Here is a 20,885-nt window from a genome sequence, read left to right on the forward strand (position 1 = left end):
ACAATTGATTAAGTCTACAAAAGAAGTGGAATATAAGTAAAGATAAAACCATTGACTGAAACTCAACGAGAGTTGGCTAAATACATCGTAAACGTGTAAAATGGAAATAGATGTAAGGAGAGAGGCGTGGTCTCTTCACTGAATGGAAGGCGGAAAAGATATGTCACAAGTGAATTTATTTATGTATACCAACGAACATTATGAACAGTGTGATGCTTTTATTCTTCCTGAGGAGCAGATCCAGTTCACGACATTCCCGACAGAGGTCGTGTCAGAAGCGTTGGAAAATCCGGATAAGTTTCCTGTCGTCATCAAAAAAGGTTTGGAGGTCGTTGGATTTTTTGTCCTCCATCTCAATCCTCCGAAGACACACCGGACAGATGAACGCAGTGTGCTGTTGCGTGCCTTTTCGATTGACGCCCGGCACCAAAAACAAGGATATGCGAAAGAAGCGATGATGCAGTTACCGGCCTTTGTGCAGGCACACTTTCCGGAAGTGACGGCGATTACACTGGCCGTCAATAAAAAAAATATCGCGGCGAAATCTTTATACTTTAAAACCGGTTATGTGGATACGTTACAATCTGTCATGGGACCCATCGGAGAACAACACATTTTAGCATTTGATTTACAGAAAGAAACGACACCACAGTAAAAAAGCACATTCCTCAGCTGAGCATTTGCGAGGAATTGTGCTTTTTTTGTGAGCAGACCACGCATCGTACTTTAGATCAAAGCGTATAGATGGCGAGGTGTGCCGTCGCATCACCTGTCAAAACGATGCCCTGACTGGTCGATTTCGGGAAGATACGGGATGAGGCAACCGCTTCCCCGTCGTTTAGGAACACTTCGATGGAGGATCGATCGACGAACAGACGTAACGTGTGCAACGGTTCAGCCAATGTGATGGAACGGCTCGTACCAAATTCGACCGCTGGAACTTCTGCTCCGGACTTTGACCGATCAATTGTAAACCGTTTCGTCTCTGCTTCGTAGCGGAGAATCGTTTCTTCTTGGTCACTGGCGCGAACCTTTAATTCCAATTGATCGGATGACAGCTGCAAGTGCGACAGTTCCAGTTCGAACGTCTCAGCCTGTGCCGGCATGATGTGGTGTTCGAGTGTCAGCTCTTGCGCGTACAGCGTTTCTTTTCGTAACGCGGTCAATTCCTGCACCGGTTTTTGACGCAATTGCTGATTTTCAAGTGTCAGTTCGCGCGGCAAGGTTAAGCCATGTGCCCAGTTGAACCGGTCACTCGGATAAGCAATGTCCGGTAACCCCATCCAGCCAACGAGAATCCGGCGACCGTCTGCGGCAAGTGTCGTCTGCGGCGCATAAAAGTCAAACCCAAAGTCCAGTTCGACGAAATCATCGTGTTGGAACGTGACGTCCGGAAGGTTAAGCGGGTCACCAATCAAGTAACCGGACTGGAAGATGTTTTGATAACGGTCTCCCTGTGGTTCAATCCCTTGCGGACTGAACAACAATACCCCTTTCCCGTCCAGTTCAAAGTAGTCGGGACACTCCCACATGTAACCAAACTGATCATAACGCGTATCCAGCTCGCCGATCCATGTCCAGTGTTCAGCGTCTTCCGATCGGTACACGACTGTACAACCTGTCAAATCAGTACGCTGAGCACCGATGATGCAGTACCACACATCCTGATGTTGAAATACTTTTGGATCCCGGAAATGTTCCGTATAGCCATCCGGGACAGTCGGAATCGCCGGTGGCAGATGTTTTTCAATCCGACCATCCGAACGAAGGTGTCCGACGATTTGACTTGTATGCCGATTCCACTCCGCATCCCGTTTATTGCCGGTGTACATGATATGGACTTGGTCATTTTTGATGAAACCACTTCCGGAATAGGCGCCGTGTGAATCCGGATCATCGTTTGGAATCAATGCGGCTCCTTCATCAAACCAATGCACTAAATCTTTTGATGTCATGTGGTACCAATACTTTAACCCGTGAACGGGTCCAAGAGGGAACCATTGATAAAAGAGATGATACGTGCCGTTATGATAAACAAAACCGTTTGGATCATTTAACAAACCGGTTGGTGGTTGGATATGGAAAGAAAAACGCCAAGGCGATGTCCGGACTTCTTCCTTCATGAGTTGATACACTTCCGGTGCGAGATCGGAAAGCGGGCGGTAACGTGCTTCGCGTGTCCACTGATTCATGCTGTCAGCTCCTCGTTGTAAGTAGTTGGGTGTTGTTCTTCTATTCGTTCACATTACGGAGAACGTTCTGTCTTGTCAATGGCAATTCGGAACGATAAAAGGTCAAGCGTCCTTTGCCCTGTTTTTTTGAGTCATATAAGGCGATATCCGCATGATGCATGGCTTGTTCCATCGATTCTTCAGGCGAACGGACGGAAATCCCGATACTTGCCCCGATGTACAGAACTTGTTGATGTAAGAGATAAGGCGTGGAGAGTGAATGAATGAGGCTTGTCGCATACTGTTCCACGTCTTCGATGGAGAGAGGGTCATTAAGGACGATCAAAAATTCATCTCCTCCGAGCCGTGCCGTGATGCCTTTGTAGTGTAAGGAACTTCGAAGACGATCAGCGACTTCAATTAATAAAAGATCACCCATCGCATGACCGTACTGGTCATTGACGGCTTTAAATCCGTCGAGATCCAGATACAAGTACGTTTGGGTATGATTTTTAACGGTCAATTCCTCTAGATAGTCGGATAAACCGTTTCGATTCGGCAATCCGGTCAGCGCATCATGCAAGGCGAGTGACTCGTATGTCGTTTTCTCCTGTTCGGTATGAGTAAGTTTTGCCGTCAACTGACGCAGGGCGACAGACAAGACTTCAATTTCCCGAATGCCTGTGTGGGACGGAATCGATTTGGACGGATCCCGTTGCATTTCTTTCGCAGCTTGAGTGATTTGTTTTAAAGGACGCGTCAATAACCTTGCGACAAACCAACCGATGACTGCAGTGACGAGAGAAGCGATCAAACCCGCAATTAAAATGTAGTCTCTCAAGGCACTGGCATCTGAAAAAGCGACGTGACTCGGTTGGCGGACGAGGATGGTCCAGCCGAGTCCATCATAATTTTTATAGCCTTTACTTTGAGTCGAACCGGTGAGGTATTCTTGTCCGTCACCCCATGTCGAGACGCGATATCCCGTCTGTTTCCCGGATAACCAGGCGGCGGGTAACGTTTTACCGCGCCACTGTGCTGGGCCTAGCAAGACGGTCCGGCTTTGTTGGCTGACGATAAAAAACTCAACATCTTTGATTTGAGCCGTTGAACTCTGGAAACTTTGTTCGATTTCCTTGGCCCATTCAAAGCTGAGGTGAGTCGCAAGGACACCACTTTTCTTGCCGTTTGAAACCAAGGGAGTACTGATATCAACGAATTGTAACGGTTCACCACTCGGATTCGGAAGCAGTTTTGCGAGTAAAACGGCATCATGGACGTCACCGATGAACGGTTTGTCTTGGGCTTCTTGAAAAACAGGTCGTTCTTTGATCGATTGCCCTTCTAAGATTTTCCCGGTTGAAGCAAGTACCTGACCGTCGGGACCGATCACACCAATCCAAGAAAAGTCGGGAATTTGTTTTTGCAGTTGTTCGAGGGTATCACGTGTCGCATTGAGATCACGCTGTTCTTGAATCGTCGGCAGCGTCCGCAAGACGTTGACTTCAGCTGTGCGCGACCACATGTAATGATCCAGTTTATCGGACAATTGATAAGCCGTGGCGGATAAAGTCATCCCGACTTCCTTCTTTAAACGATCCGTCGCCAGATGGCTGATAAGAAAGGTTAAACAGAGTGTCATGATAAAAAAGAGAACCGCAATCAGTAAAGCCAGTAAAACATCAAAACGAATAGACAACTTCTGCATGTAGTAAACTCCAATTCAAAAATGAGGTAGGTAGGATCTTCCTCATTATTTTACCATATGACCTGCTGTTGGTTTTGAGTTTAATCAAAACATAAAAAGCTTGAATTGGAAACGGATTACATAATTGTAAGAATCGGAACTTTTTTAGTTTGAATCACGTACACTAGAACAAGAAGAACAGCAAGAGGAGGAAACAGGATGCTGAAAATTGAAAATATCTCAAAACGTCTGGGCAAAGAACAAATCTTAAAGGATGTCAGTTTTGAAGTGTCGCCGGGAGAAGTTTTTGGATTTCTAGGACCGAACGGGGCCGGGAAGACGACGACGATCCGGATCATCACCGGACTGCTGGAACAGGACGCAGGAACGGTCACAGTTAACGGGTTTGACGTCGTGCAAGAGCGGTCCAAAGCCTTGACACAGATTGGGGCAATTGTCGAAAATCCAGCATTTTATCCGTACATGACAGGAAAACAAAACCTCGTCCAGGCAAAAAACCTGATACCGGGTTTGGCTCAGGTCGATTACGAGGCACTGGCGCAACTCGTTGGACTGGAAGGAAAGTTGTCTAAAAAAGTCGGTGAATACTCACTAGGAATGAAACAACGACTCGGGATTGCAAGGGCTTTGTTACATAACCCGCGTGTTCTGATTCTGGATGAGCCGACGAATGGTCTTGATCCGGCAGGCATCGCGGAACTGCGTGAATACCTCCGGAAAATGGCGCGGGAACAGGATATCGCCATTTTGATCTCCAGCCACATGTTAGGTGAGATGGAACAAATCAGCGACCGTTACGCCATCATCGATCAAGGTGTCATCAAATCGGTCGAATCCGTCCGAAACGAAACAGGGGCCAAAATCTTGATCCGTGTTCCGGAAACGAATATCCTGGACGTCATCGAGGCGTTGCGGGTCGCGAATTACCCGGCAGAACGCTGGAATGACAGTATCGTCATTACGGCACCTGAAAGTGACACACCGGCGATTGCCCGGTTAGTCGTGCCGATTGCTGATTTGCATGAACTGACAGTCAAGCGTCTGACACTCGAAGAACAATTCTTACAAGTGACGAAAAAAGAGGGGGATTCACATGCTTTCGCTCATACAAAATGAATGGATGAAATGGTGGACGATGAAAAAATCGAAAATCGTATTGGCATTATACGCCGTCATCGCCATTGGAATCGTGATTATCGCGAAAACAAATGATTTTGATTTGACTCAAAGTTCATATTACACAATGGTTTCAGCAGTTCTGTTTGGGTTGCTCGGTATCATCACGATCGTCTTCACGGCGGAGACGGTCGGGAATGAGGTCCGCTATGATACGATGAAACATCTGCTGATGAGTCCGTATTCGCGGATGACGATTTACTTCTCGAAATTACTGTTTTCGATTTTGATCATGCTCGGTCAATTTATCTTTATCGCCTTGATTACGTATGCTGCCTCGTTCGCATTTTCTGAAGCGGGTGAATCCCTCCAGTTGCGCGACACGATCTTGGCACTCGTCAATCCGATCTTCACGATTTTCATGACGTTGTTCTTCTCGCTTGTCTTCCGCTCCGTCGGAATGATCATCGGGTTTACCGTTCTTGCCCAGTTCTTTACTTCGATTGTCGGGAGCCTGTTGCTGGCGTTCAAGCCGGAAATCGCAAAATGGATTGTCTTCATGCATTTGGACTGGTCGATGTATTTCCAGAATGCTGCAGAATTTGGTGTGGCAGAAACAATGGGGACGACATTGACGTTTTCCGTCATCTTCGTCCTGGCGCACATCTTAGTTTTATTCGGCGGCTCAATTCTGATCTTCCAAAAAAAATCGTATCTTTAAAAAAATCCTGTCTCCATCGTGAACCCACGGCGGAGACAGGATTTTTTTCCGTCATCTGACACGACGGGAAATCGGAAATGTTTTTTGGAAAAATTCAATCAGCGGACCGTTCAGCAATAAGAACACGAACGTTCCGACACCGATTCCAATCAGTTCCCGTTCAACGAGCGACAAAATACTCGCAATCAGAAAGGGAATCGCCAGGCTGACGGTCGCTCCGATGGATGTGCTTTTAAACCGGCTGATCAGGGACTTCATCAAGTAATCGGGCGGCATCAATACGAACCCGATCTGTAAGTAGAGTGCCAAGCCGAGTGAAATCAACGGCATGCCGATTGCCATATAGAGAAGCCGTGTCCAAAGTGTTTCCGGGATATAGAGCAGTTGGTGGATCGATAAAAAGAAATCAATCGCCGTACCAAACAGAACGACGAGTGAAAAACTCAGGAGAATCGTCCACCAGCTAAACCGACTGCCAAGGAGTAGTGCACTCCCGAGTGCCAAGACATGTAAGGCGACGATGGCGAGTCCGACGGTTAAAGGGGAGATGCGGGCCAACGCCTCACTGGCGGATGTCCATGGCGCACTGCCGATTGCAGCGGTGACCATAAAGCTGTTTCCGAGGGCGTTGATCAAAATCGAAAATAAATAAATGATGATGCGTTTTTGTTGAGTCATACGAGGCACAGGTCCTGGACCTGTACGTCTCACCTCCATTTCAAAGCTGTATCGTTAAGCTATACCCTATTTTAGTTGTTCCTTTCATTTGTTTTCATGAAAAGAACAATTGCGAAACCGGGTGGAAAAACGACATACTAAGAACAAATCAAAGAAATGGGGACAAAAGATGACGTACTTTGGTCAAAAGATTTTGCCGTCTGTCAGAAAGTTAGAAGACTTTGAGAAAATGCTGAAAAGTCCGTATGAGTACGGGGTATTACTAGAAATGCATGTGTCCCGGCTCAAGGCGGTGTATGAATTGGCTCACCGTTATGATAAAAAAATGTTTTTGCACATGGATTTAGTTCAAGGGTTAAAAAATGATGAATTCGCGACGGAATACGTCTGTCAAGAACTGAAGCCGTACGGTGTCATTTCGACGAAAGCGAGTGTCATCCTGAAGGCGCGCCAAAAGAAAGTCAAAACGATGCAACGGATGTTCTTGCTCGATTCGAGTTCGTTAGAAAAAAGTTACCATTTGATGGAGCGAACCCAACCCGACTACATCGAAGTCTTACCCGGACTGATGCCGAAGTATATCGAAGAGGTCAAACGAAAAACCGGGAAATTGGTGTTTGCCGGTGGTTTGATTGATACGGTCGAGGAAGTGGAGCAAGCGATCGCAGCAGGGGCCTCAAGTATCACGACATCCAATAAAGAGTTGTGGAAATACTTTGAACCAAACAAATGAAAACGCTATGATAAAAATCACATAAATCGTTTGACAGCGTTTTCATCGATTGTTATAGTGAAAACAAGTTGATACGAAGTGACGGAGAAATCGGAGATTCACGCTTTCATGCTTTTTGAGATCATTCAAAAAGCCGAGGCGCGAATCTCTTTTTTTGTTGCTTTTTTCACATACAAAGGGGGAAGAACATATGTCACCAGTACTAGCAGAATTTTTAGGAACAGCACTGCTTGTTGCACTCGGTAACGGCGTTGGAGCAGGTGTGACGTTATCTAAATCCTATGCGAAAGATGCAGGATGGATCGTCATTACCTTTGCTTGGGGATTTGCGGTCGCTTTATCCGTGTATGCAGTCGGACAGTTCAGTGGGGCGCATCTTAACCCGGCCGTTACGCTTGGACTTGCCTTTGACGGATCATTTGCCTGGGGAGATGTACCAGGATATGTGATCGCGCAAGTGCTAGGCGGTATTGTAGGAGCGAGCATTGTCTTTGTGCATTACTTACCGCACTGGGCGGAAACAAAAGATCCAGCGGCGAAACTGGGCGTCTTTGCGACTTCACCAGCGATTCCGCATACGTTTGCGAACGTGATGAGTGAATTGATTGCGACATTTTTACTTGTTGTCGGGATTTTATCGATTGGTGCCAATACGTTTTCGGACGGTTTAAATCCATTGATCGTCGGTTTCTTGATTGTCAGTCTTGGGATGTCATTTGGCGGTACGACAGGATATGCGATGAATCCGGCGCGTGACCTTGGTCCACGGATTGCCCATTTCCTCTTACCGATTGCCGGAAAAGGATCATCTAATTGGCGTTACGCTTGGATTCCGGTTCTTGGTCCGGTCCTTGGCGGAAGTCTTGGCGGATTGTTTTACCGTTCGGTCTTCTCCGGAAAAGATACACCGGCATTTGTGGTCGTCGGACTTGTGACGATTGTCATATTAGGTTTATGCTATAAGTTCGGTGTTCGTCCGAACAAATCAACGTCAGTGAAGTCGAAGTCAGCTTAAGCTTAACTTACTAGATACAAAGGATGGGGAAGAGATGGAGAACTACATTTTGTCACTAGATCAAGGAACAACCAGTACACGGGCGATTTTATTCAATCGCTCCGGGGAAATCGTTCATTCGGCACAACGTGAGTTTACGCAGTATTTTCCAAAACCGGGTTGGGTCGAACACAACGCCAATGAGATTTGGGGCAGTGTCCTTGCTGTAGTTGCGACGTGTTTAACGGAAGCAAACGTCAAGGCGACACAAATCGCCGGGATCGGAATCACAAACCAACGTGAAACGGCTGTCGTCTGGGAGAAAGAGACAGGAAAACCGATTCATAATGCAGTTGTCTGGCAATCGAGACAAACCGCTGAAATTTGTGAAGAGTTGCGCCAGGCCGGGCATGCAGAACTGTTCCGTTCGAAAACGGGACTGTTGATTGATGCGTATTTCTCCGGTACGAAAGTAAAATGGATCCTTGATCACGTCGAAGGTTCACGTGAGCGAGCTGAACGCGGGGAACTTCTTTTTGGAACGATTGATACGTGGTTGATTTGGAAACTGTCGGGTGGGGAAGCCCACGTCACAGACTACTCCAATGCCAGCCGGACGTTAATGTATAACATTCATGAACTCAAATGGGACGAAGAATTACTGGACATTCTCGACGTGCCGAAAGCGATGCTTCCGGAAGTCCGTCCATCGTCTGAAGTGTATGCGCAGACAGCCGGGTATCATTTCTTTGGTGAATCTGTGCCGATCGCAGGCGCAGCAGGCGATCAGCAGGCGGCTTTATTCGGACAAGCCTGTTTCGAACAAGGCATGGCCAAAAACACGTATGGAACAGGTTGTTTCATGTTGCTCAATACAGGTGACAAAGCCGTGACGTCTGAACACGGATTATTGACGACAATCGCTTGGGGAATCGACGGGAAAGTCCAATACGCCCTCGAAGGCAGTATCTTTGTTGCCGGTTCAGCGATTCAATGGTTGCGTGACGGTCTTCGTCTCATCAACGATGCGAAAGAAACAGAAGCCTACGCGACGCGTGTGACATCTTCGGATGGCGTGTATGTCGTACCGGCATTCGTTGGTCTTGGTACACCGTACTGGGATTCGGATGTCCGTGGAGCGGTCTTTGGTCTGACGCGCGGAACCGAAAAAGAGCACTTCATTCGAGCGACGCTTGAATCCCTCGCCTATCAGACACGTGATGTCTTGACGGCGATGGAACAGGATTCTGGAATTGAGATGTCTGCTTTACGTGTCGACGGTGGTGCTGTCAAAAATGATTTCCTCATGCAATTCCAAAGTGATATCATTCAAGCACCGGTCGAACGTCCGGAAATCAATGAGACGACAGCGCTCGGAGCGGCTTACCTTGCAGGTCTTGCTGTCGGCTTCTTTGAAAATCAAGAACAGATTGCCGCGCAGTGGCAGATGGATCGCCGTTTTGAGATGGACATGGCTGAACAAGAGAGTGAAGCACTCTACGGCGGATGGAAAAAAGCGGTACAGGCGGCAATGTTGTTCAAGTAATGTGAGATATGTTATAGTAAGGACAAGTTAATAAACCGGTCGGAGAATATGGAGAGACCACAGCAACAGTTGACACCGTCAGCCTGTTTGTTGTGGTCTCTTTTTTTTCGAACCCAAACAGGAGGAACTATTCATGGCAAACCAATCATTTTCAAGCAAAAACCGTGCAGAGGTCTACAATCGATTAACGCGTGAAGAACTGGATCTACTTGTAGTAGGTGGAGGGATCACAGGAGCTGGAATCGCACTTGATGCCGCGTCACGTGGCATGAAAATTGGACTCGTTGAAATGCAGGACTTCGCAGCCGGAACGTCAAGTCGTTCAACGAAATTGGTGCATGGTGGTTTGCGTTACTTGAAACAATTTGAAATCCAAATGGTCGCCGAGGTCGGGAAAGAGCGTGCCATCGTTTATGAGAACGGACCACACGTCACGACACCGGAATGGATGTTGTTACCGATGCACAAAGGCGGTACGTTCGGACCGTTCAGTACGTCAATCGGTTTACGTGTCTATGACTTCTTAGCCGGAGTCAAACGCTCTGAGCGGCGTTCGATGTTATCGTCAAAAGAGACGCTTGCAAAAGAACCACTCGTGAAACAAGACGGTCTTAAAGGCGGCGGTTACTACGTCGAATACCGGACAGATGATGCCCGTCTGACGATCGAAGTCATGAAAGAAGCGGTCGCGCACGGTGCCCGCGTCATTAACTATACGAAAGCCGAAGAGATTCTTTATGAAGCGGGTAAAGTCGTCGGGATGCGCGTGACGGATCTTGAGACGGGCGACGTCCACGAAATTCGTGCGAAAAAAGTCGTCAATGCAACAGGTCCATGGGTCGATGAGTTGCGCGAAAAAGACGGCTCGAAAGTCGGAAAACAGCTTCGTCTGACAAAAGGGGTTCACGTCGTCATCGATCAATCGAAATTCCCGTTAAAACAAGCCGTCTACTTCGATACACCGGACGGTCGGATGATCTTTGCAATCCCGCGTGACGGAAAAGCCTATGTCGGGACAACAGATACATTCTTCGACAAAGATACATCACATCCGAAGTTCACGGTGGAAGATCAAGAATACGTACTGGATGCGATTCACTACATGTTCCCGGACGTCAAAGTGACAGCAGAAGATGTTGAATCGAGTTGGGCCGGTGTTCGTCCGTTGATTTACGAACAGGGGAAAGACCCATCAGAAATTTCACGGAAAGACGAAGTATGGCAGTCTGAATCAGGCTTGATTACGATTGCCGGCGGGAAACTGACAGGTTACCGCAAAATGGGCGAGCACGTCGTTGATCTCGTCGCAAAACTCTTGAAACAAGAAAACAATGTGGCATATGCCCGTTGTTCGACAAAAAACATGCCGATTTCAGGTGGACATGTCGGAGGAGCGACCGGATTCGCGAAATTCCTCAAAGCGCAAGCACCGGCTAACGGTTTAACTTCGGAGGAAGTTTTGTTCCTCGCTAAACGCTACGGCTCGAACTTACCGAATGTTCTTGCCTATGCAGCGGAATATGATGCAGCAGAAACGGAACTGCCGCGTGATGTCTATGCGCAGCTTCATTACGGAATCGATCACGAGATGGTCGCACGTCCAATCGACTTCTTCATCCGTCGGACGGGCGCAGTCTTCTTTGATATTGCTTGGGCACGTCAGCATAAAGAAGCAGCCATCAAAGAAATGGCACGTCATTTGAACTGGACGTCAGCTCAAACAGCAGAATATACAAAAGAACTCGACATTGAAATTGAGGATGCGGCACACGCGCTCGTCACAGAATAAAATGATTCTTTGTACAAAAACTCCTTCGCTTTCGGGTGAAGGAGTTTTTGTTGTTGCCGGAAATCAGATTCATTGCAAGCGGCTGCCCGGGCGATTATGCTAAATGTACATGACACTCACTTAAAAGGAGATGGAACAGAATGAAAGTAGAAGTTTGGTCAGATTACGCATGTCCGTTTTGTTATATCGGTAAAAAACGTTTGGAAAAGGCGATTGAGGCAAATGGTGCAACGAACGTCGAAGTAGAATTCAAAAGTTTTGAGCTTGATCCGGCAGCACCTGAAACACCGACGATGGGGCTGTATGAAATTTTAGCGGCGAAGTACGGAACATCCGTTGAACAAGCACGATCAATGTCACAAGGAGTCGTCGATTCTGCGAAGACTGATGGTCTGGCATACGAAATGGATCGTGTCATTCCGGCAAACACATTTAAAGCTCACCGCCTGACTCAACTCGCTAAAAAACATGATAAAATGGATGAGGTATCAGAAGGATTGTTCCAAGCCTATTTCATGAACGGTGAAAATTTAAATGATGATTCGATTTTGACGCGGATTGCGACCGAAGCTGGACTGGAGACAGCAACCGTCGAGGCATTTCTCGCATCTGACGAGTCTTCTGATGAAGTTCGCCAAGAAGAAGACATGGCTCGTGAACTAGGTGTCACTGGTGTACCATTCTTTGTATTTGACCGGAAGTATGCGATTTCAGGTGCGCAACCGGTAGAGGCATTCAGTCAAGTATTGGAACGAGTCCAACAGGAACAAAAAGTAGAAATCGTTGCCGAAGGTGATGCCTGTGGTGTAGACGGCTGCAACTAAATTTGATTGTAAAAGGAGAACATGAAACTTATGAAATTCATTTTCCATCCAGAAATTCACGATGCACGGATTAATCTTGCTGTAGAGGATTTCATTTTAAACAACCTGAACGTCAGCGAAGAGGATTATTTCCTGTTTTACATCAATGGTCCATCGATCATTGTCGGGAAGAATCAAAACACGAGTGAAGAAGTAAACTTAAAGTATGTCGAAGAGAACGGGATCCATGTCGTCCGCCGTCTGTCGGGCGGTGGGGCCGTGTATCATGATCTGGGGAACTTGAATTTCAGTTTCTTGACGAAAGATGATGGGGACTCCTTCAACAATTACAAAAAATTCACGGAACCGGTTGTTCAAGCACTGCATAAACTCGGAGTCGAAGCAGAATTATCAGGTCGGAACGACATTCATGTCGGGACACGGAAAATCAGCGGAAACGCCCAGTTTACGACGAAGGGTCGAATGTTCAGCCACGGCACATTGATGCTCGATTCAAACATTGAAGAAGTCGTCAATGCTCTTGTCGTCAGTGAAGAAAAAATGCGTTCAAAAGGAATCAAATCCGTCCGTAGCCGTGTCGCAAACATCTCGGAATTTTTGACAGAACCGTTGACAATGGATGAGTTTGTTGAACATCTGTTGGCTTCGATTTATGAAGAAAAAGAAATGGAACGTTATGTTTTGACGGAAGAAGACTGGGCGAAAGTGCATGCGATTTCAGCAGAACGTTACGGGAACTGGGATTGGAATTTCGGGAAATCACCGAAGTTTGATGTCATTCACAAAAAACGTTTCCCAATCGGAACGATTGATTTCCGTCTGAACGTCAAAAAGGGAATCATTGAAGAAGCGAAGATTTACGGTGATTTTTTCGGTGTCGAGGATGCATCGGAAATCGCTCGGGCGCTGGAAGGAAAACGGTATGACCGATCCTCATTACGGGACGTGTTGAGTCAGTACGAATTAAAGAAATATTTTGGTGCCGTTGAACTCGATGAAGTACTTGACGTTTTAGCATAAGCTTTTTTGGGAAAACTCTTTCTATCAACTTGCATAGGGGGAGCTTTTTTCATGGGCTACAATAAAGATAACTTTTTAGAGGGTACATTAAACGACTTCATCAATTTTGAAAAAGTTTCCGAAGGCTTACCGAAAACGGAAGACCAACAGCCGTTACCGTATTATGAGCGGGACGATTATCGTGCTGCCGGAAAATTAAAAGGAAAAGTCGCGATCGTGACAGGCGGGAATTCAGGAATCGGACGAGCTATCTCGATTGCTTATACATTGGAAGGTGCTAAAATCGTCATCGCGTTTTACGGCGATCAAGAAGGCGCAGAAGAAACAAAAGCCCGTCTCGAAGAATTGGGTGGAGAAGTATTACTTTCGCAAGGAGACATCGGTGACGGTGCTTACTGTGAAGAGCTTGTCAAGAAAACAATCGACCGGTTCGGACGTCTCGATATCGTCGTCAACAATGCGAGCATGCAAAAACCGGAAGAATCGTTGCTCGACATCACGGACGAATCGATGGAAAAAACGTTCAAGACGAACATCTTCGGGATGATGCGTTTGGCACGGGCAGCTCTGCCACATTTGACACTCGGATCAGCCATCATCAACACGACGTCTTCGACCGCATATGAAGGAAACTCTTTATTGATTGATTATTCGTCGACAAAAGGGGCAATCGTCAGCTTCACACGCAGTCTGTCGATGAATCTCGCCAAACAAGGGATTCGTGTCAATGCTGTTGCACCGGGTCCGATTTGGACACCGTTGATCACGGATACGTTCCCGGATGAGTCTGTGAAGACGTTCGGTAAGAATACGCCAATGGACCGCCCGGGACAGCCGGCCGAAATGGCTTCCGCTTATGTGTTCTTGGCGTGTAACGATTCCAGCTATATGACGGGACAAGTTCTTCATCTAAACGGTGGCGTCATCGTCAACGGCTAAAAAGAAAGAACGTGAAAACGTTTCCATAAAATGCTACACTATCCATACAGGCGGACACGTCATGTATGGATTTTTTTATGCTAAAAATGAATGGTTATTCATTCGAAAGGGGAAACTAGTTATGATGGGATTGATTCATTCGGTGGAAGAAACGGCGCGGCAACGTCCGGATAGCACTGCGTACGTATTCGAAGAGACCACAGTCAGTTATCGCGAATTTGTTGAAAAGTTTCACCGGGCAGCCGGAGCACTTGAGGCACACGGCATTCGTAAAGGGGATCACGTGGCTCTTATTCTCGGGAACAGTCCAGCTTTTTTAATCGGTTACTATGCCGTCATGAAGCAAGGGGCAATCGCTATCCCGATCAATCCGACCTATACGCCGGATGAACTCGGTTATATCTTGATGAACGGGGATGTCAAAGGGATTTTGGGGATAGCACCACTTGTCGAGGCGGCGAAAGAGCGTTTGGTGCATTTACCACATCTTGCTGTTGTCGTCTCCGTGCCGTTTAATGGTCAAATCGGTCCGGACGAACAGCTCGGCAACGTTCGCTTCACGACACTTGAAAACTGGCTTGAGATTGACCATCCGATTCAAGACGTGACCTATGAACTGGATGAAACCGCAGTTATTTTGTATACGAGTGGAACGACCGGGAAACCAAAAGGTGCGATGTTGTCACATCGTAATCTGACATCGAATGCACGTTCCATCGGGGAATACTTAAATGTCTCGGAAGAGGACCGGACATTAGCTGTCTTGCCGATGTTCCATGTCTTTTGTTTGACGGTTGTCGTCAATGCGTCGCTTGCACATGGCGCAACAATCGTCATCGCCTCCCGTTTTTCACCACAGGAGACCTTTGAACTGGCGAAAAAAGAACGGGTGACGATTTTTGCCGGTGTACCGACGATGTACAACTTCTTGTTACAAACGGTGAAAGCACATCCGACATACGCCGATCATTTTGCGACGACACGGTTGTTTGTTTCCGGTGGCGCAAGTTTACCGGTTCCGTTACTGCAAGCGTTTGATCAAACGTTTAATTGTCATATTCTCGAAGGATATGGACTATCGGAAGCGTCGCCGGTGACGTGTTTTAATCCATTGAACGGGATTCAAAAACCGGGATCGATTGGTCCGTCAATCATCGATGTCGAAAATAAAGTCGTCGATGAATTGGGTCAGGACGTACCGGTTGGTCAGGTCGGCGAATTGATTGTGCGTGGACCAAACGTCATGACAGGATATTATAAAATGCCGGAAGAAACACAAGCAACGTTAAAAGAAGGTTGGTTGTATACAGGGGATTTAGCGAGACGTGATGAAGACGGATATTTCTATATCGTCGACCGGAAAAAAGATATGATCATCGTCGGCGGATACAATGTTTACCCACGTGAAGTCGAAGAGGTGCTGTACCAACACCCTGCCGTCGTCGAAGCAGCCGTCATCGGCGTACCGGACGAAGAAATGGGGGAGGCGGTCAAAGCGTTCGTCGTCGTGCGTGAGCCGTTGACAGACACAGAAATCCTCGATTTTTGCGCGGTATCGCTCGCAAAATACAAATGTCCGACACGGATTGAATTCATTGATCAGCTGCCGCGAAATACGACGGGGAAGATTTTACGGACCGTATTGAAAAAGCAACCGACAATTTCCTGATGCCCTACACAAAAAGAACTTCATGTTTCTGAAGTTCTTTTTGTGTGCATATTAAAGAGAGAGGGGGAGGATTCAAATGAATATTGCTTTGATTGCACATGACGAAAAAAAGGATGAGATGATGATGTTCACCCGGGCATATGAAACGTATTTTTCGAAAAACACGTTGTATGCCACCGGGACGACGGGACAACGCATCATGGAGGCGACGGCGTTAACTGTTCATCGCTGTAAATCAGGTCCACTCGGCGGCGATCAAGAAATTGGCGCGATGGTTGCTCGGGGTGAAATCGACATCGTGATTTTTTTACGCGACCCGTTGACCGCTCAACCGCATGAACCGGATGTGTCTGCTTTGATTCGGTTGTGTGACGTCTATGATCTGCCGCTTGCGACAAATGTCGGGACCGCTGAAATTTTAATTAACGGATTGGAACAGGGTGAATTCAAATGGCGTGACATTATTCGAAAACGGCATGAAGTGGAACAACAGAAATTTTTGAATGATTAAATCTCTGAGAACGCTTCTCATTTTCTATCAACCATGCTATAGTCGTATTGAGGATGATACTGATTATCAATTGCGATGGAAAAGGGTGGCGAAAACAATGGAGATTATTTTAATGACAGGCGTAACAGTCTTACTTGGTGGCGGTGTAACGTTCCTAACACACGTAGTGAAAACGGAACGTCGTCATGTATCGGCGAATGTGAAAACACATGTAGAACGTGCGACGTATCCATCGTTGCGCCTTGTAAAATAATTGTTTTGTTCCGTACGCCTCTCTTTTCTATGAAAGAGAGCGTTTTTTTGTACATTTTTTTAATTCTCCCATAATTCTGCGGAAATCCTTTGTTACACTAAAAAAAAGAACTTAAGCAGGAGTGATGATGATGCATACGATTTATTTAGTCGATGATGAAGTGAACTTGAACCGTGTCTTAGTCAAGTATTTGGAACAGGAAGGTTGGCAAGTTAAATCGTTTACATCAGGAGAAGCTGCGGCATCTGCCATCATTGAAAAACCTGATTTATGGATACTCGACATCATGTTGCCGGATTTGGACGGTTTTCAATTGATCAAACGGATTAAAGCGCATGATGAGACGACACCAGTGATTTTCATCTCGGCCCGTGATGAAGACATCGACAAGATCATTGGGCTGGAGATGGGATCGGACGATTACATCGCCAAGCCGTTTCTGCCGCGCGAACTGGTCATTCGTGTGAAGAAGATTTTGGCACGCGCCTACGCCGCACCGAAAACCGGTGTTATTCGTTACGGGGATTATATGATCTATCCGGAAAAACGTGTGATTGAAGAGAATGGTCAAGAGATTGATTTGACCTCAAAAGAATACGACTTATTGATTTTATTCGCGACACAGATCGGGACACCGATGTCGCGTGAACAAATCCTGGTCAGTGTCTGGGGAGACGATTACTTTGGATCTGATCGCGTCGTCGACGATCTTGTACGCCGTGTCCGAAAAAAGCTCTCAAAACTTGAACTCGAGACGATATATGGTATCGGATATCGTCTGGTGGCTGCATGAAAAACCGGAGTCTAGGTTTTCAAATCTGGGCGATGTTTTTATTAGTCATTGCCACGCTCTCGATTGTGATCTTGGTCGTCATGCGCTCGTCGATCGGTAACTTCATCGATGAACAGGTGTATGCGACACTCGAAAACAGTGAAGTGTTTTTCTCGGAAGATGCATCCGTCATTGAGATGCTCCAAGAAAATCCGATTGAATTCGATCGACGAAAACAAGAGTCACGATCGGTTAACGTCTTGTTATTATCAAAAAACGGTAAGCTGTATTATGGCGGTGCGCCCCAACAGTTGGTCAATCAAATGTATCGGGATGCCATTGCGCAAGAAGATGAGATGGAAAAATATACGACACGTCTCGACAAGGAAGATGTTTACTACAGCATCTTGAAGATGGAGATTAAAGGTGAAACGTACTACCGTGTCTCATACGTCTGGGATGCCTATCGTCAAGAATTGATTTCGCAATTATTCTCAAAAATCGGCTGGGTCGTGGCGATCGTCAGTATCTTGACATTGTTCATCGCATTTTGGTTGGCACGTCGACTGACACAACCGTTGATCGAAATTGAAGGGGCTGTCGGGAAAATCGCTGCTCAGCAGTGGGATACGCCGCTCCCTCTTGATCGCGGGGACGAGATCGGCCGTTTGGCCCGTTCCGTCAATGCGATGCGAATGGATTTGGAAAAGCAGGATAAAGCCCAAAAATCCCTGTTGCAAAATATTTCTCACGATCTAAAAACACCGATCATGGTCATTCGAAGTTACGCCCAGTCGATTTCAGACGGTATTTATCCCGACGGTGACCTGACGGGATCGGTTTCCGTCATTGAAGAGGAAGCCGAACGGTTGGAGAAAAAGGTGGCCGCGTTGTTGTATGTGACGAAACTGGACTATTTTGAGCTGGATCGTTCGAAGTGGGATCATGTGGATCTGGACCGGATGGTGCATTTGTTGCAAAAACGGTTTGTCGGGACAAAAGCATTGACCTGGAAAATCTCCGGTGAGGCTGGAATCGTGTTAGGTGAAGGCGAACAATTGCGTGTGGCACTGGAAAACGTGCTGGACAATGCGATCCGTTACGCCGAAACGACGATTGCGATCCGTTTATCCGGAACAGCGGAGACGGCAACAATCGAGATTGAGAATGATGGTCCGCCGCTTGATGCTTCATCCCCCCTGTTCCACCAATTTTCGCGTGGGAAGGAAGGGAAGTTTGGTCTTGGATTATACATCGTCAAGCGGATTGTAGAACGCCATGAAGGAACGGTGACGATCGAAAACCAGACGGCGGGAAATGAAAAGGATAAAGTATGTGTGAAATTTAATTTTCCACGTCACTTCCGAGATTCAGCACCACCCAAAAAATAAGATCTTAAAAAACGAGATAGTCATATCTCGTTTTTTATTTCGGGAAATAATGCCGATGCTCAGCCGGATTCTTCGTAATCTGATATAACCAAATTAATACAAGAAGGGAGAAATCAGAATGCCACATAAAATTACGGAAAAAACGCTAGCACTTATTCCCCGATATGGTCCGTACGGGGAACCGCAAACCTTACTTATTCAAGAACAATCTGAAGTGGTATTAGATGGACACCCCATCAAGTTCATCGAAGAATCTTGTCTGTATTTTGGTTCATCGATGCGCGGACGAATTGAAGCGGCCCGCCACGTACTGGGACCAAATCGGAAAACACCGGTCTTGATTGACTGGAAGGCACAGACGATTTTCTTTCCGACAACAGCCAAGGAAAAGGCAGAGTGTATCTGGATTAATTTTAAGCAGATGAAGGCCGTCCAGAAAAAAGGGAAAACGGTTCAAGTCGAGTTTCAGACCGGACAACGAATTGACACGGAGGTTTCGGCGTACAGCATTGAACGGCAACGAATCAAAACGCTAGAACTCGCATATGAAATGCAACGGAGATTTCAAGAAGAACGACCGATGACGTTTAATAAACCACGATAAGTGGAACATCTTAACAGGAATCTTTAGCAAATAAAGCGAATTAATCCATGAGTGCATAAGAGAGAGAATCGAAGGGGAGGTGAAGCGATCAAACGATCGCTACACAATGAATGAATCATATGAATGGTTAAACCGAAGAAAACTACAACCGGGATTTGGTGTAAACGGAGGACGTCGTTTTATCAGTTCGCGTATCGTCCGTCCGGAAAATACGCCAGGTAAGCGGGTCAAAGGTGTCAAACGGGCACGTCAACTGATTGTGGACGAAGCGGGAAATCGCCGTTGGGTGACGAAACGAATCGTCGTAACAGATGCAGCAAAACATATGACAATCAACCGCCGGACTTCTGTTGCGCAAAAAGAAGTGACAGAATCACGCCTTGAACAGGTCAAACAAAAATTGACTTCGAAAAAAGTGTTCCTGCCGGTCTTGGCAGCGACTGGACTTGCTGTCGCAGGCGGGGTATTAGCATATGTACTTCGTCGGAAAAAACGACATGCAGCTGAACGTCCCGAACAGCAATCGTAATCGAACCGATAAAAAAAGCCGTGCTCCCCATCAACTGATTGTGGGAGAACGGCTTTTTCAATGAGAAAACGTTTCGAGACGCGATTTTTTACAGGAATCGTTTACGAATCGACGTTGAAAGTGCTTTTTCAGAAATCTCTTCTAACTCTTTTTGATTCGTCGGATCGAAGCTGTCATTATAGAATCGACCAACAAATTCTACGCGGTCATAATCCAGTTCCTTGAAAATCAAATGCTTATGATCATCGTAGAATACGACGCGATAATAATCAGAACCACGCTCTAGTGTGACAAGGGCTCGTATGTGTTCCAGTCGTTTTTGTTCATCCGACTTTTCTTCTTCGACGGTTTCATCTGTCGTTTTTGCAGCTTCAGCTTGTTCGAGTGCATTCTTTACCAATTCACTCTTTTGATCTTGTTCTTCAGTCATAGTTATCGCCTCCACTTTTTATTTTACATTGAAATGTACGGATGAGAAAGAAAAATCCCTTAGCCGCCTCGGTGCGCGTCGCAAATCCGGAGAACATTCAGCGCACCGATTCGTAATCGTTCGATTAAGCGGGCAGCAGCCTCCGGATTCGAAATGGTCTCAGCAACCGCGAGTGTCATCAGTTCAATCCAACGTTCAGCATGCGCTTGCTCGATCGGCAAAAGACGATGGATCATCGCAAGGTTCATGCGCTCATCATACTGCTCATATTGTTTGGGTCCACCTGTCAGCTGGATTAAAAAAACGATTTGTGCTTGTTCAACCCGCTGACGGTCAGTCGGGAATAAAGGGAGAAGAAGTTCATCCGCGTAAACCTGTTCATAAAATCGTTTAACCAGTTGTTCAATTGCTTGACGTTTTCCGAGTTCTTCGTAGAGCATCGATGTCCCTCTTTCTGTACATACGGTTTGAATCATCTTGCGACATA

22 protein-coding genes are annotated in these 20,885 nt (G+C 46.6%); 17 read left to right on the forward strand and 5 right to left on the reverse strand.

Annotated elements, in window-relative coordinates; all coding sequences use genetic code 11:
- Positions 1–160: 160 nt before the first annotated feature.
- The gene (locus tag KNP87_RS05220) at positions 161–655 is read left to right on the forward strand and encodes a GNAT family N-acetyltransferase (protein WP_026833737.1); all 495 of its coding nucleotides are present in this window, start codon (positions 161–163) and stop codon (positions 653–655) included.
- A gap of 76 nt (positions 656–731) precedes the next feature.
- Here KNP87_RS05220 and KNP87_RS05225 read toward each other — a convergent pair whose 3' ends face one another.
- Both KNP87_RS05225 and KNP87_RS05230 read right to left on the reverse strand, forming a co-directional pair.
- Complete coding sequence (locus KNP87_RS05225; protein WP_035387663.1) at positions 732–2,192, reverse strand: glycoside hydrolase family 32 protein; 1,461 nt, start codon at positions 2,190–2,192, stop codon at positions 732–734.
- Positions 2,193–2,232: 40 nt separating this feature from the next.
- Entirely contained in the window at positions 2,233–3,879 is a 1,647-nt protein-coding gene (locus KNP87_RS05230; protein ID WP_214721055.1) for a sensor domain-containing diguanylate cyclase, read from the reverse strand.
- Between the two features lie 198 nt (positions 3,880–4,077).
- On the opposite strand from KNP87_RS05230, the gene KNP87_RS05235 reads away from it, so the two are divergent.
- The gene (locus tag KNP87_RS05235) at positions 4,078–4,995 is read left to right on the forward strand and encodes an ABC transporter ATP-binding protein (RefSeq protein ID WP_026833736.1); all 918 of its coding nucleotides are present in this window, start codon (positions 4,078–4,080) and stop codon (positions 4,993–4,995) included.
- Positions 4,973–5,716 (forward strand): ABC transporter permease, encoded by a 744-nt coding sequence (locus KNP87_RS05240; RefSeq protein ID WP_214721056.1) that lies wholly within the window; start codon positions 4,973–4,975, stop codon positions 5,714–5,716. Before KNP87_RS05235 ends, KNP87_RS05240 begins: the two co-directional genes overlap by 23 nt.
- Positions 5,717–5,767: 51 nt before the next feature.
- Here the strand turns inward: KNP87_RS05240 and KNP87_RS05245 are convergent, their stop codons facing one another.
- Positions 5,768–6,394 (reverse strand): YczE/YyaS/YitT family protein, encoded by a 627-nt coding sequence (locus KNP87_RS05245; protein WP_028106851.1) that lies wholly within the window; start codon positions 6,392–6,394, stop codon positions 5,768–5,770.
- Between the two features lie 169 nt (positions 6,395–6,563).
- Between KNP87_RS05245 and KNP87_RS05250 the strand changes: the two genes are divergently transcribed.
- From KNP87_RS05250 to KNP87_RS05315, 14 genes are all read left to right on the forward strand, one after another.
- Positions 6,564–7,127 carry a glycerol-3-phosphate responsive antiterminator gene (locus KNP87_RS05250; protein WP_026833733.1) on the forward strand — a complete coding sequence of 188 codons (564 nt, stop codon included), beginning with the start codon at positions 6,564–6,566 and terminating at the stop codon, positions 7,125–7,127.
- Between the two features lie 190 nt (positions 7,128–7,317).
- A complete protein-coding gene (locus KNP87_RS05255; protein ID WP_119922430.1) occupies positions 7,318–8,142 on the forward strand; it encodes an MIP/aquaporin family protein in 825 nt (274 codons plus the stop codon).
- A 34-nt stretch (positions 8,143–8,176) separates the two neighbouring features.
- Entirely contained in the window at positions 8,177–9,667 is a 1,491-nt protein-coding gene (glpK, locus tag KNP87_RS05260; protein WP_214721057.1) for a glycerol kinase GlpK, read from the forward strand.
- 133 nt (positions 9,668–9,800) lie between these two features.
- Positions 9,801–11,456 carry a glycerol-3-phosphate dehydrogenase/oxidase gene (locus KNP87_RS05265; protein WP_214721058.1) on the forward strand — a complete coding sequence of 552 codons (1,656 nt, stop codon included), beginning with the start codon at positions 9,801–9,803 and terminating at the stop codon, positions 11,454–11,456.
- A gap of 140 nt (positions 11,457–11,596) precedes the next feature.
- Complete coding sequence (locus KNP87_RS05270) at positions 11,597–12,280, forward strand: DsbA family oxidoreductase (RefSeq protein WP_026833729.1); 684 nt, start codon at positions 11,597–11,599, stop codon at positions 12,278–12,280.
- Between the two features lie 30 nt (positions 12,281–12,310).
- The gene (lplA, locus tag KNP87_RS05275; RefSeq protein ID WP_214721059.1) at positions 12,311–13,300 is read left to right on the forward strand and encodes a lipoate--protein ligase; all 990 of its coding nucleotides are present in this window, start codon (positions 12,311–12,313) and stop codon (positions 13,298–13,300) included.
- 51 nt (positions 13,301–13,351) lie between these two features.
- Positions 13,352–14,239: an SDR family oxidoreductase gene (locus KNP87_RS05280; protein WP_214721060.1), complete on the forward strand. Its 888-nt coding sequence runs from the start codon at positions 13,352–13,354 to the stop codon at positions 14,237–14,239.
- Between the two features lie 124 nt (positions 14,240–14,363).
- On the forward strand, positions 14,364–15,908 hold the full coding sequence (locus KNP87_RS05285) for a fatty acid--CoA ligase family protein (RefSeq protein ID WP_214721226.1): 1,545 nt from the start codon (positions 14,364–14,366) through the stop codon (positions 15,906–15,908).
- 76 nt (positions 15,909–15,984) lie between these two features.
- Positions 15,985–16,419, forward strand: a complete 435-nt coding sequence (locus KNP87_RS05290) for a methylglyoxal synthase (protein ID WP_119922433.1) — start codon at positions 15,985–15,987, stop codon at positions 16,417–16,419.
- Positions 16,420–16,516: 97 nt separating this feature from the next.
- Positions 16,517–16,672 carry a hypothetical protein gene (locus tag KNP87_RS05295; RefSeq protein ID WP_167331063.1) on the forward strand — a complete coding sequence of 52 codons (156 nt, stop codon included), beginning with the start codon at positions 16,517–16,519 and terminating at the stop codon, positions 16,670–16,672.
- A gap of 127 nt (positions 16,673–16,799) precedes the next feature.
- On the forward strand, positions 16,800–17,465 hold the full coding sequence (locus KNP87_RS05300) for a response regulator transcription factor (protein ID WP_026833724.1): 666 nt from the start codon (positions 16,800–16,802) through the stop codon (positions 17,463–17,465).
- Positions 17,462–18,835: a sensor histidine kinase gene (locus tag KNP87_RS05305; protein WP_026833723.1), complete on the forward strand. Its 1,374-nt coding sequence runs from the start codon at positions 17,462–17,464 to the stop codon at positions 18,833–18,835. The genes KNP87_RS05300 and KNP87_RS05305 overlap by 4 nt, the downstream gene beginning before the upstream one ends.
- Positions 18,836–18,953: 118 nt before the next feature.
- A complete protein-coding gene (locus tag KNP87_RS05310; protein WP_026833722.1) occupies positions 18,954–19,439 on the forward strand; it encodes a competence protein ComK in 486 nt (161 codons plus the stop codon).
- A gap of 106 nt (positions 19,440–19,545) precedes the next feature.
- Entirely contained in the window at positions 19,546–19,968 is a 423-nt protein-coding gene (locus KNP87_RS05315) for a hypothetical protein (protein WP_026833721.1), read from the forward strand.
- Positions 19,969–20,056: 88 nt separating this feature from the next.
- Here the strand turns inward: KNP87_RS05315 and KNP87_RS05320 are convergent, their stop codons facing one another.
- On the reverse strand, positions 20,057–20,398 hold the full coding sequence (locus KNP87_RS05320; RefSeq protein WP_026833720.1) for a hypothetical protein: 342 nt from the start codon (positions 20,396–20,398) through the stop codon (positions 20,057–20,059).
- Between the two features lie 59 nt (positions 20,399–20,457).
- Positions 20,458–20,838 carry a truncated hemoglobin gene (locus KNP87_RS05325; RefSeq protein WP_026833719.1) on the reverse strand — a complete coding sequence of 127 codons (381 nt, stop codon included), beginning with the start codon at positions 20,836–20,838 and terminating at the stop codon, positions 20,458–20,460.
- Between the last annotated feature and the right edge of the window lie 47 nt (positions 20,839–20,885).

Origin of the sequence: Exiguobacterium sp. s192 (assembly GCF_018618795.1) — a bacterium.
GTDB lineage: Bacteria > Bacillota > Bacilli > Exiguobacteriales > Exiguobacteriaceae > Exiguobacterium_A > Exiguobacterium_A undae.

Bases quoted from the DNA above. Each gene is read 5' to 3' on its own strand.
- KNP87_RS05270 (WP_026833729.1), top strand. From the start codon at position 11,597: ATGAAAGTAGAAGTTTGGTCAGATTACGCATGTCCGTTTTGTTATATC.
- KNP87_RS05320 (WP_026833720.1), bottom strand. From the start codon at position 20,398: ATGACTGAAGAACAAGATCAAAAGAGTGAATTGGTAAAGAATGCACTC.
- KNP87_RS05315 (WP_026833721.1), top strand. From the start codon at position 19,546: ATGAATGAATCATATGAATGGTTAAACCGAAGAAAACTACAACCGGGA.
- KNP87_RS05285 (WP_214721226.1), top strand. From the start codon at position 14,364: ATGGGATTGATTCATTCGGTGGAAGAAACGGCGCGGCAACGTCCGGAT.
- KNP87_RS05325 (WP_026833719.1), bottom strand. From the start codon at position 20,838: ATGCTCTACGAAGAACTCGGAAAACGTCAAGCAATTGAACAACTGGTT.
- KNP87_RS05250 (WP_026833733.1), top strand. From the start codon at position 6,564: ATGACGTACTTTGGTCAAAAGATTTTGCCGTCTGTCAGAAAGTTAGAA.
- KNP87_RS05230 (WP_214721055.1), bottom strand. From the start codon at position 3,879: ATGCAGAAGTTGTCTATTCGTTTTGATGTTTTACTGGCTTTACTGATT.
- KNP87_RS05290 (WP_119922433.1), top strand. From the start codon at position 15,985: ATGAATATTGCTTTGATTGCACATGACGAAAAAAAGGATGAGATGATG.
- KNP87_RS05310 (WP_026833722.1), top strand. From the start codon at position 18,954: ATGCCACATAAAATTACGGAAAAAACGCTAGCACTTATTCCCCGATAT.
- glpK (WP_214721057.1), top strand. From the start codon at position 8,177: ATGGAGAACTACATTTTGTCACTAGATCAAGGAACAACCAGTACACGG.
- KNP87_RS05245 (WP_028106851.1), bottom strand. From the start codon at position 6,394: ATGACTCAACAAAAACGCATCATCATTTATTTATTTTCGATTTTGATC.
- KNP87_RS05280 (WP_214721060.1), top strand. From the start codon at position 13,352: ATGGGCTACAATAAAGATAACTTTTTAGAGGGTACATTAAACGACTTC.
- KNP87_RS05225 (WP_035387663.1), bottom strand. From the start codon at position 2,192: ATGAATCAGTGGACACGCGAAGCACGTTACCGCCCGCTTTCCGATCTC.
- KNP87_RS05240 (WP_214721056.1), top strand. From the start codon at position 4,973: ATGCTTTCGCTCATACAAAATGAATGGATGAAATGGTGGACGATGAAA.
- KNP87_RS05305 (WP_026833723.1), top strand. From the start codon at position 17,462: ATGAAAAACCGGAGTCTAGGTTTTCAAATCTGGGCGATGTTTTTATTA.
- KNP87_RS05295 (WP_167331063.1), top strand. From the start codon at position 16,517: ATGGAGATTATTTTAATGACAGGCGTAACAGTCTTACTTGGTGGCGGT.
- KNP87_RS05265 (WP_214721058.1), top strand. From the start codon at position 9,801: ATGGCAAACCAATCATTTTCAAGCAAAAACCGTGCAGAGGTCTACAAT.
- lplA (WP_214721059.1), top strand. From the start codon at position 12,311: ATGAAATTCATTTTCCATCCAGAAATTCACGATGCACGGATTAATCTT.
- KNP87_RS05235 (WP_026833736.1), top strand. From the start codon at position 4,078: ATGCTGAAAATTGAAAATATCTCAAAACGTCTGGGCAAAGAACAAATC.
- KNP87_RS05220 (WP_026833737.1), top strand. From the start codon at position 161: ATGTCACAAGTGAATTTATTTATGTATACCAACGAACATTATGAACAG.
- KNP87_RS05255 (WP_119922430.1), top strand. From the start codon at position 7,318: ATGTCACCAGTACTAGCAGAATTTTTAGGAACAGCACTGCTTGTTGCA.
- KNP87_RS05300 (WP_026833724.1), top strand. From the start codon at position 16,800: ATGATGCATACGATTTATTTAGTCGATGATGAAGTGAACTTGAACCGT.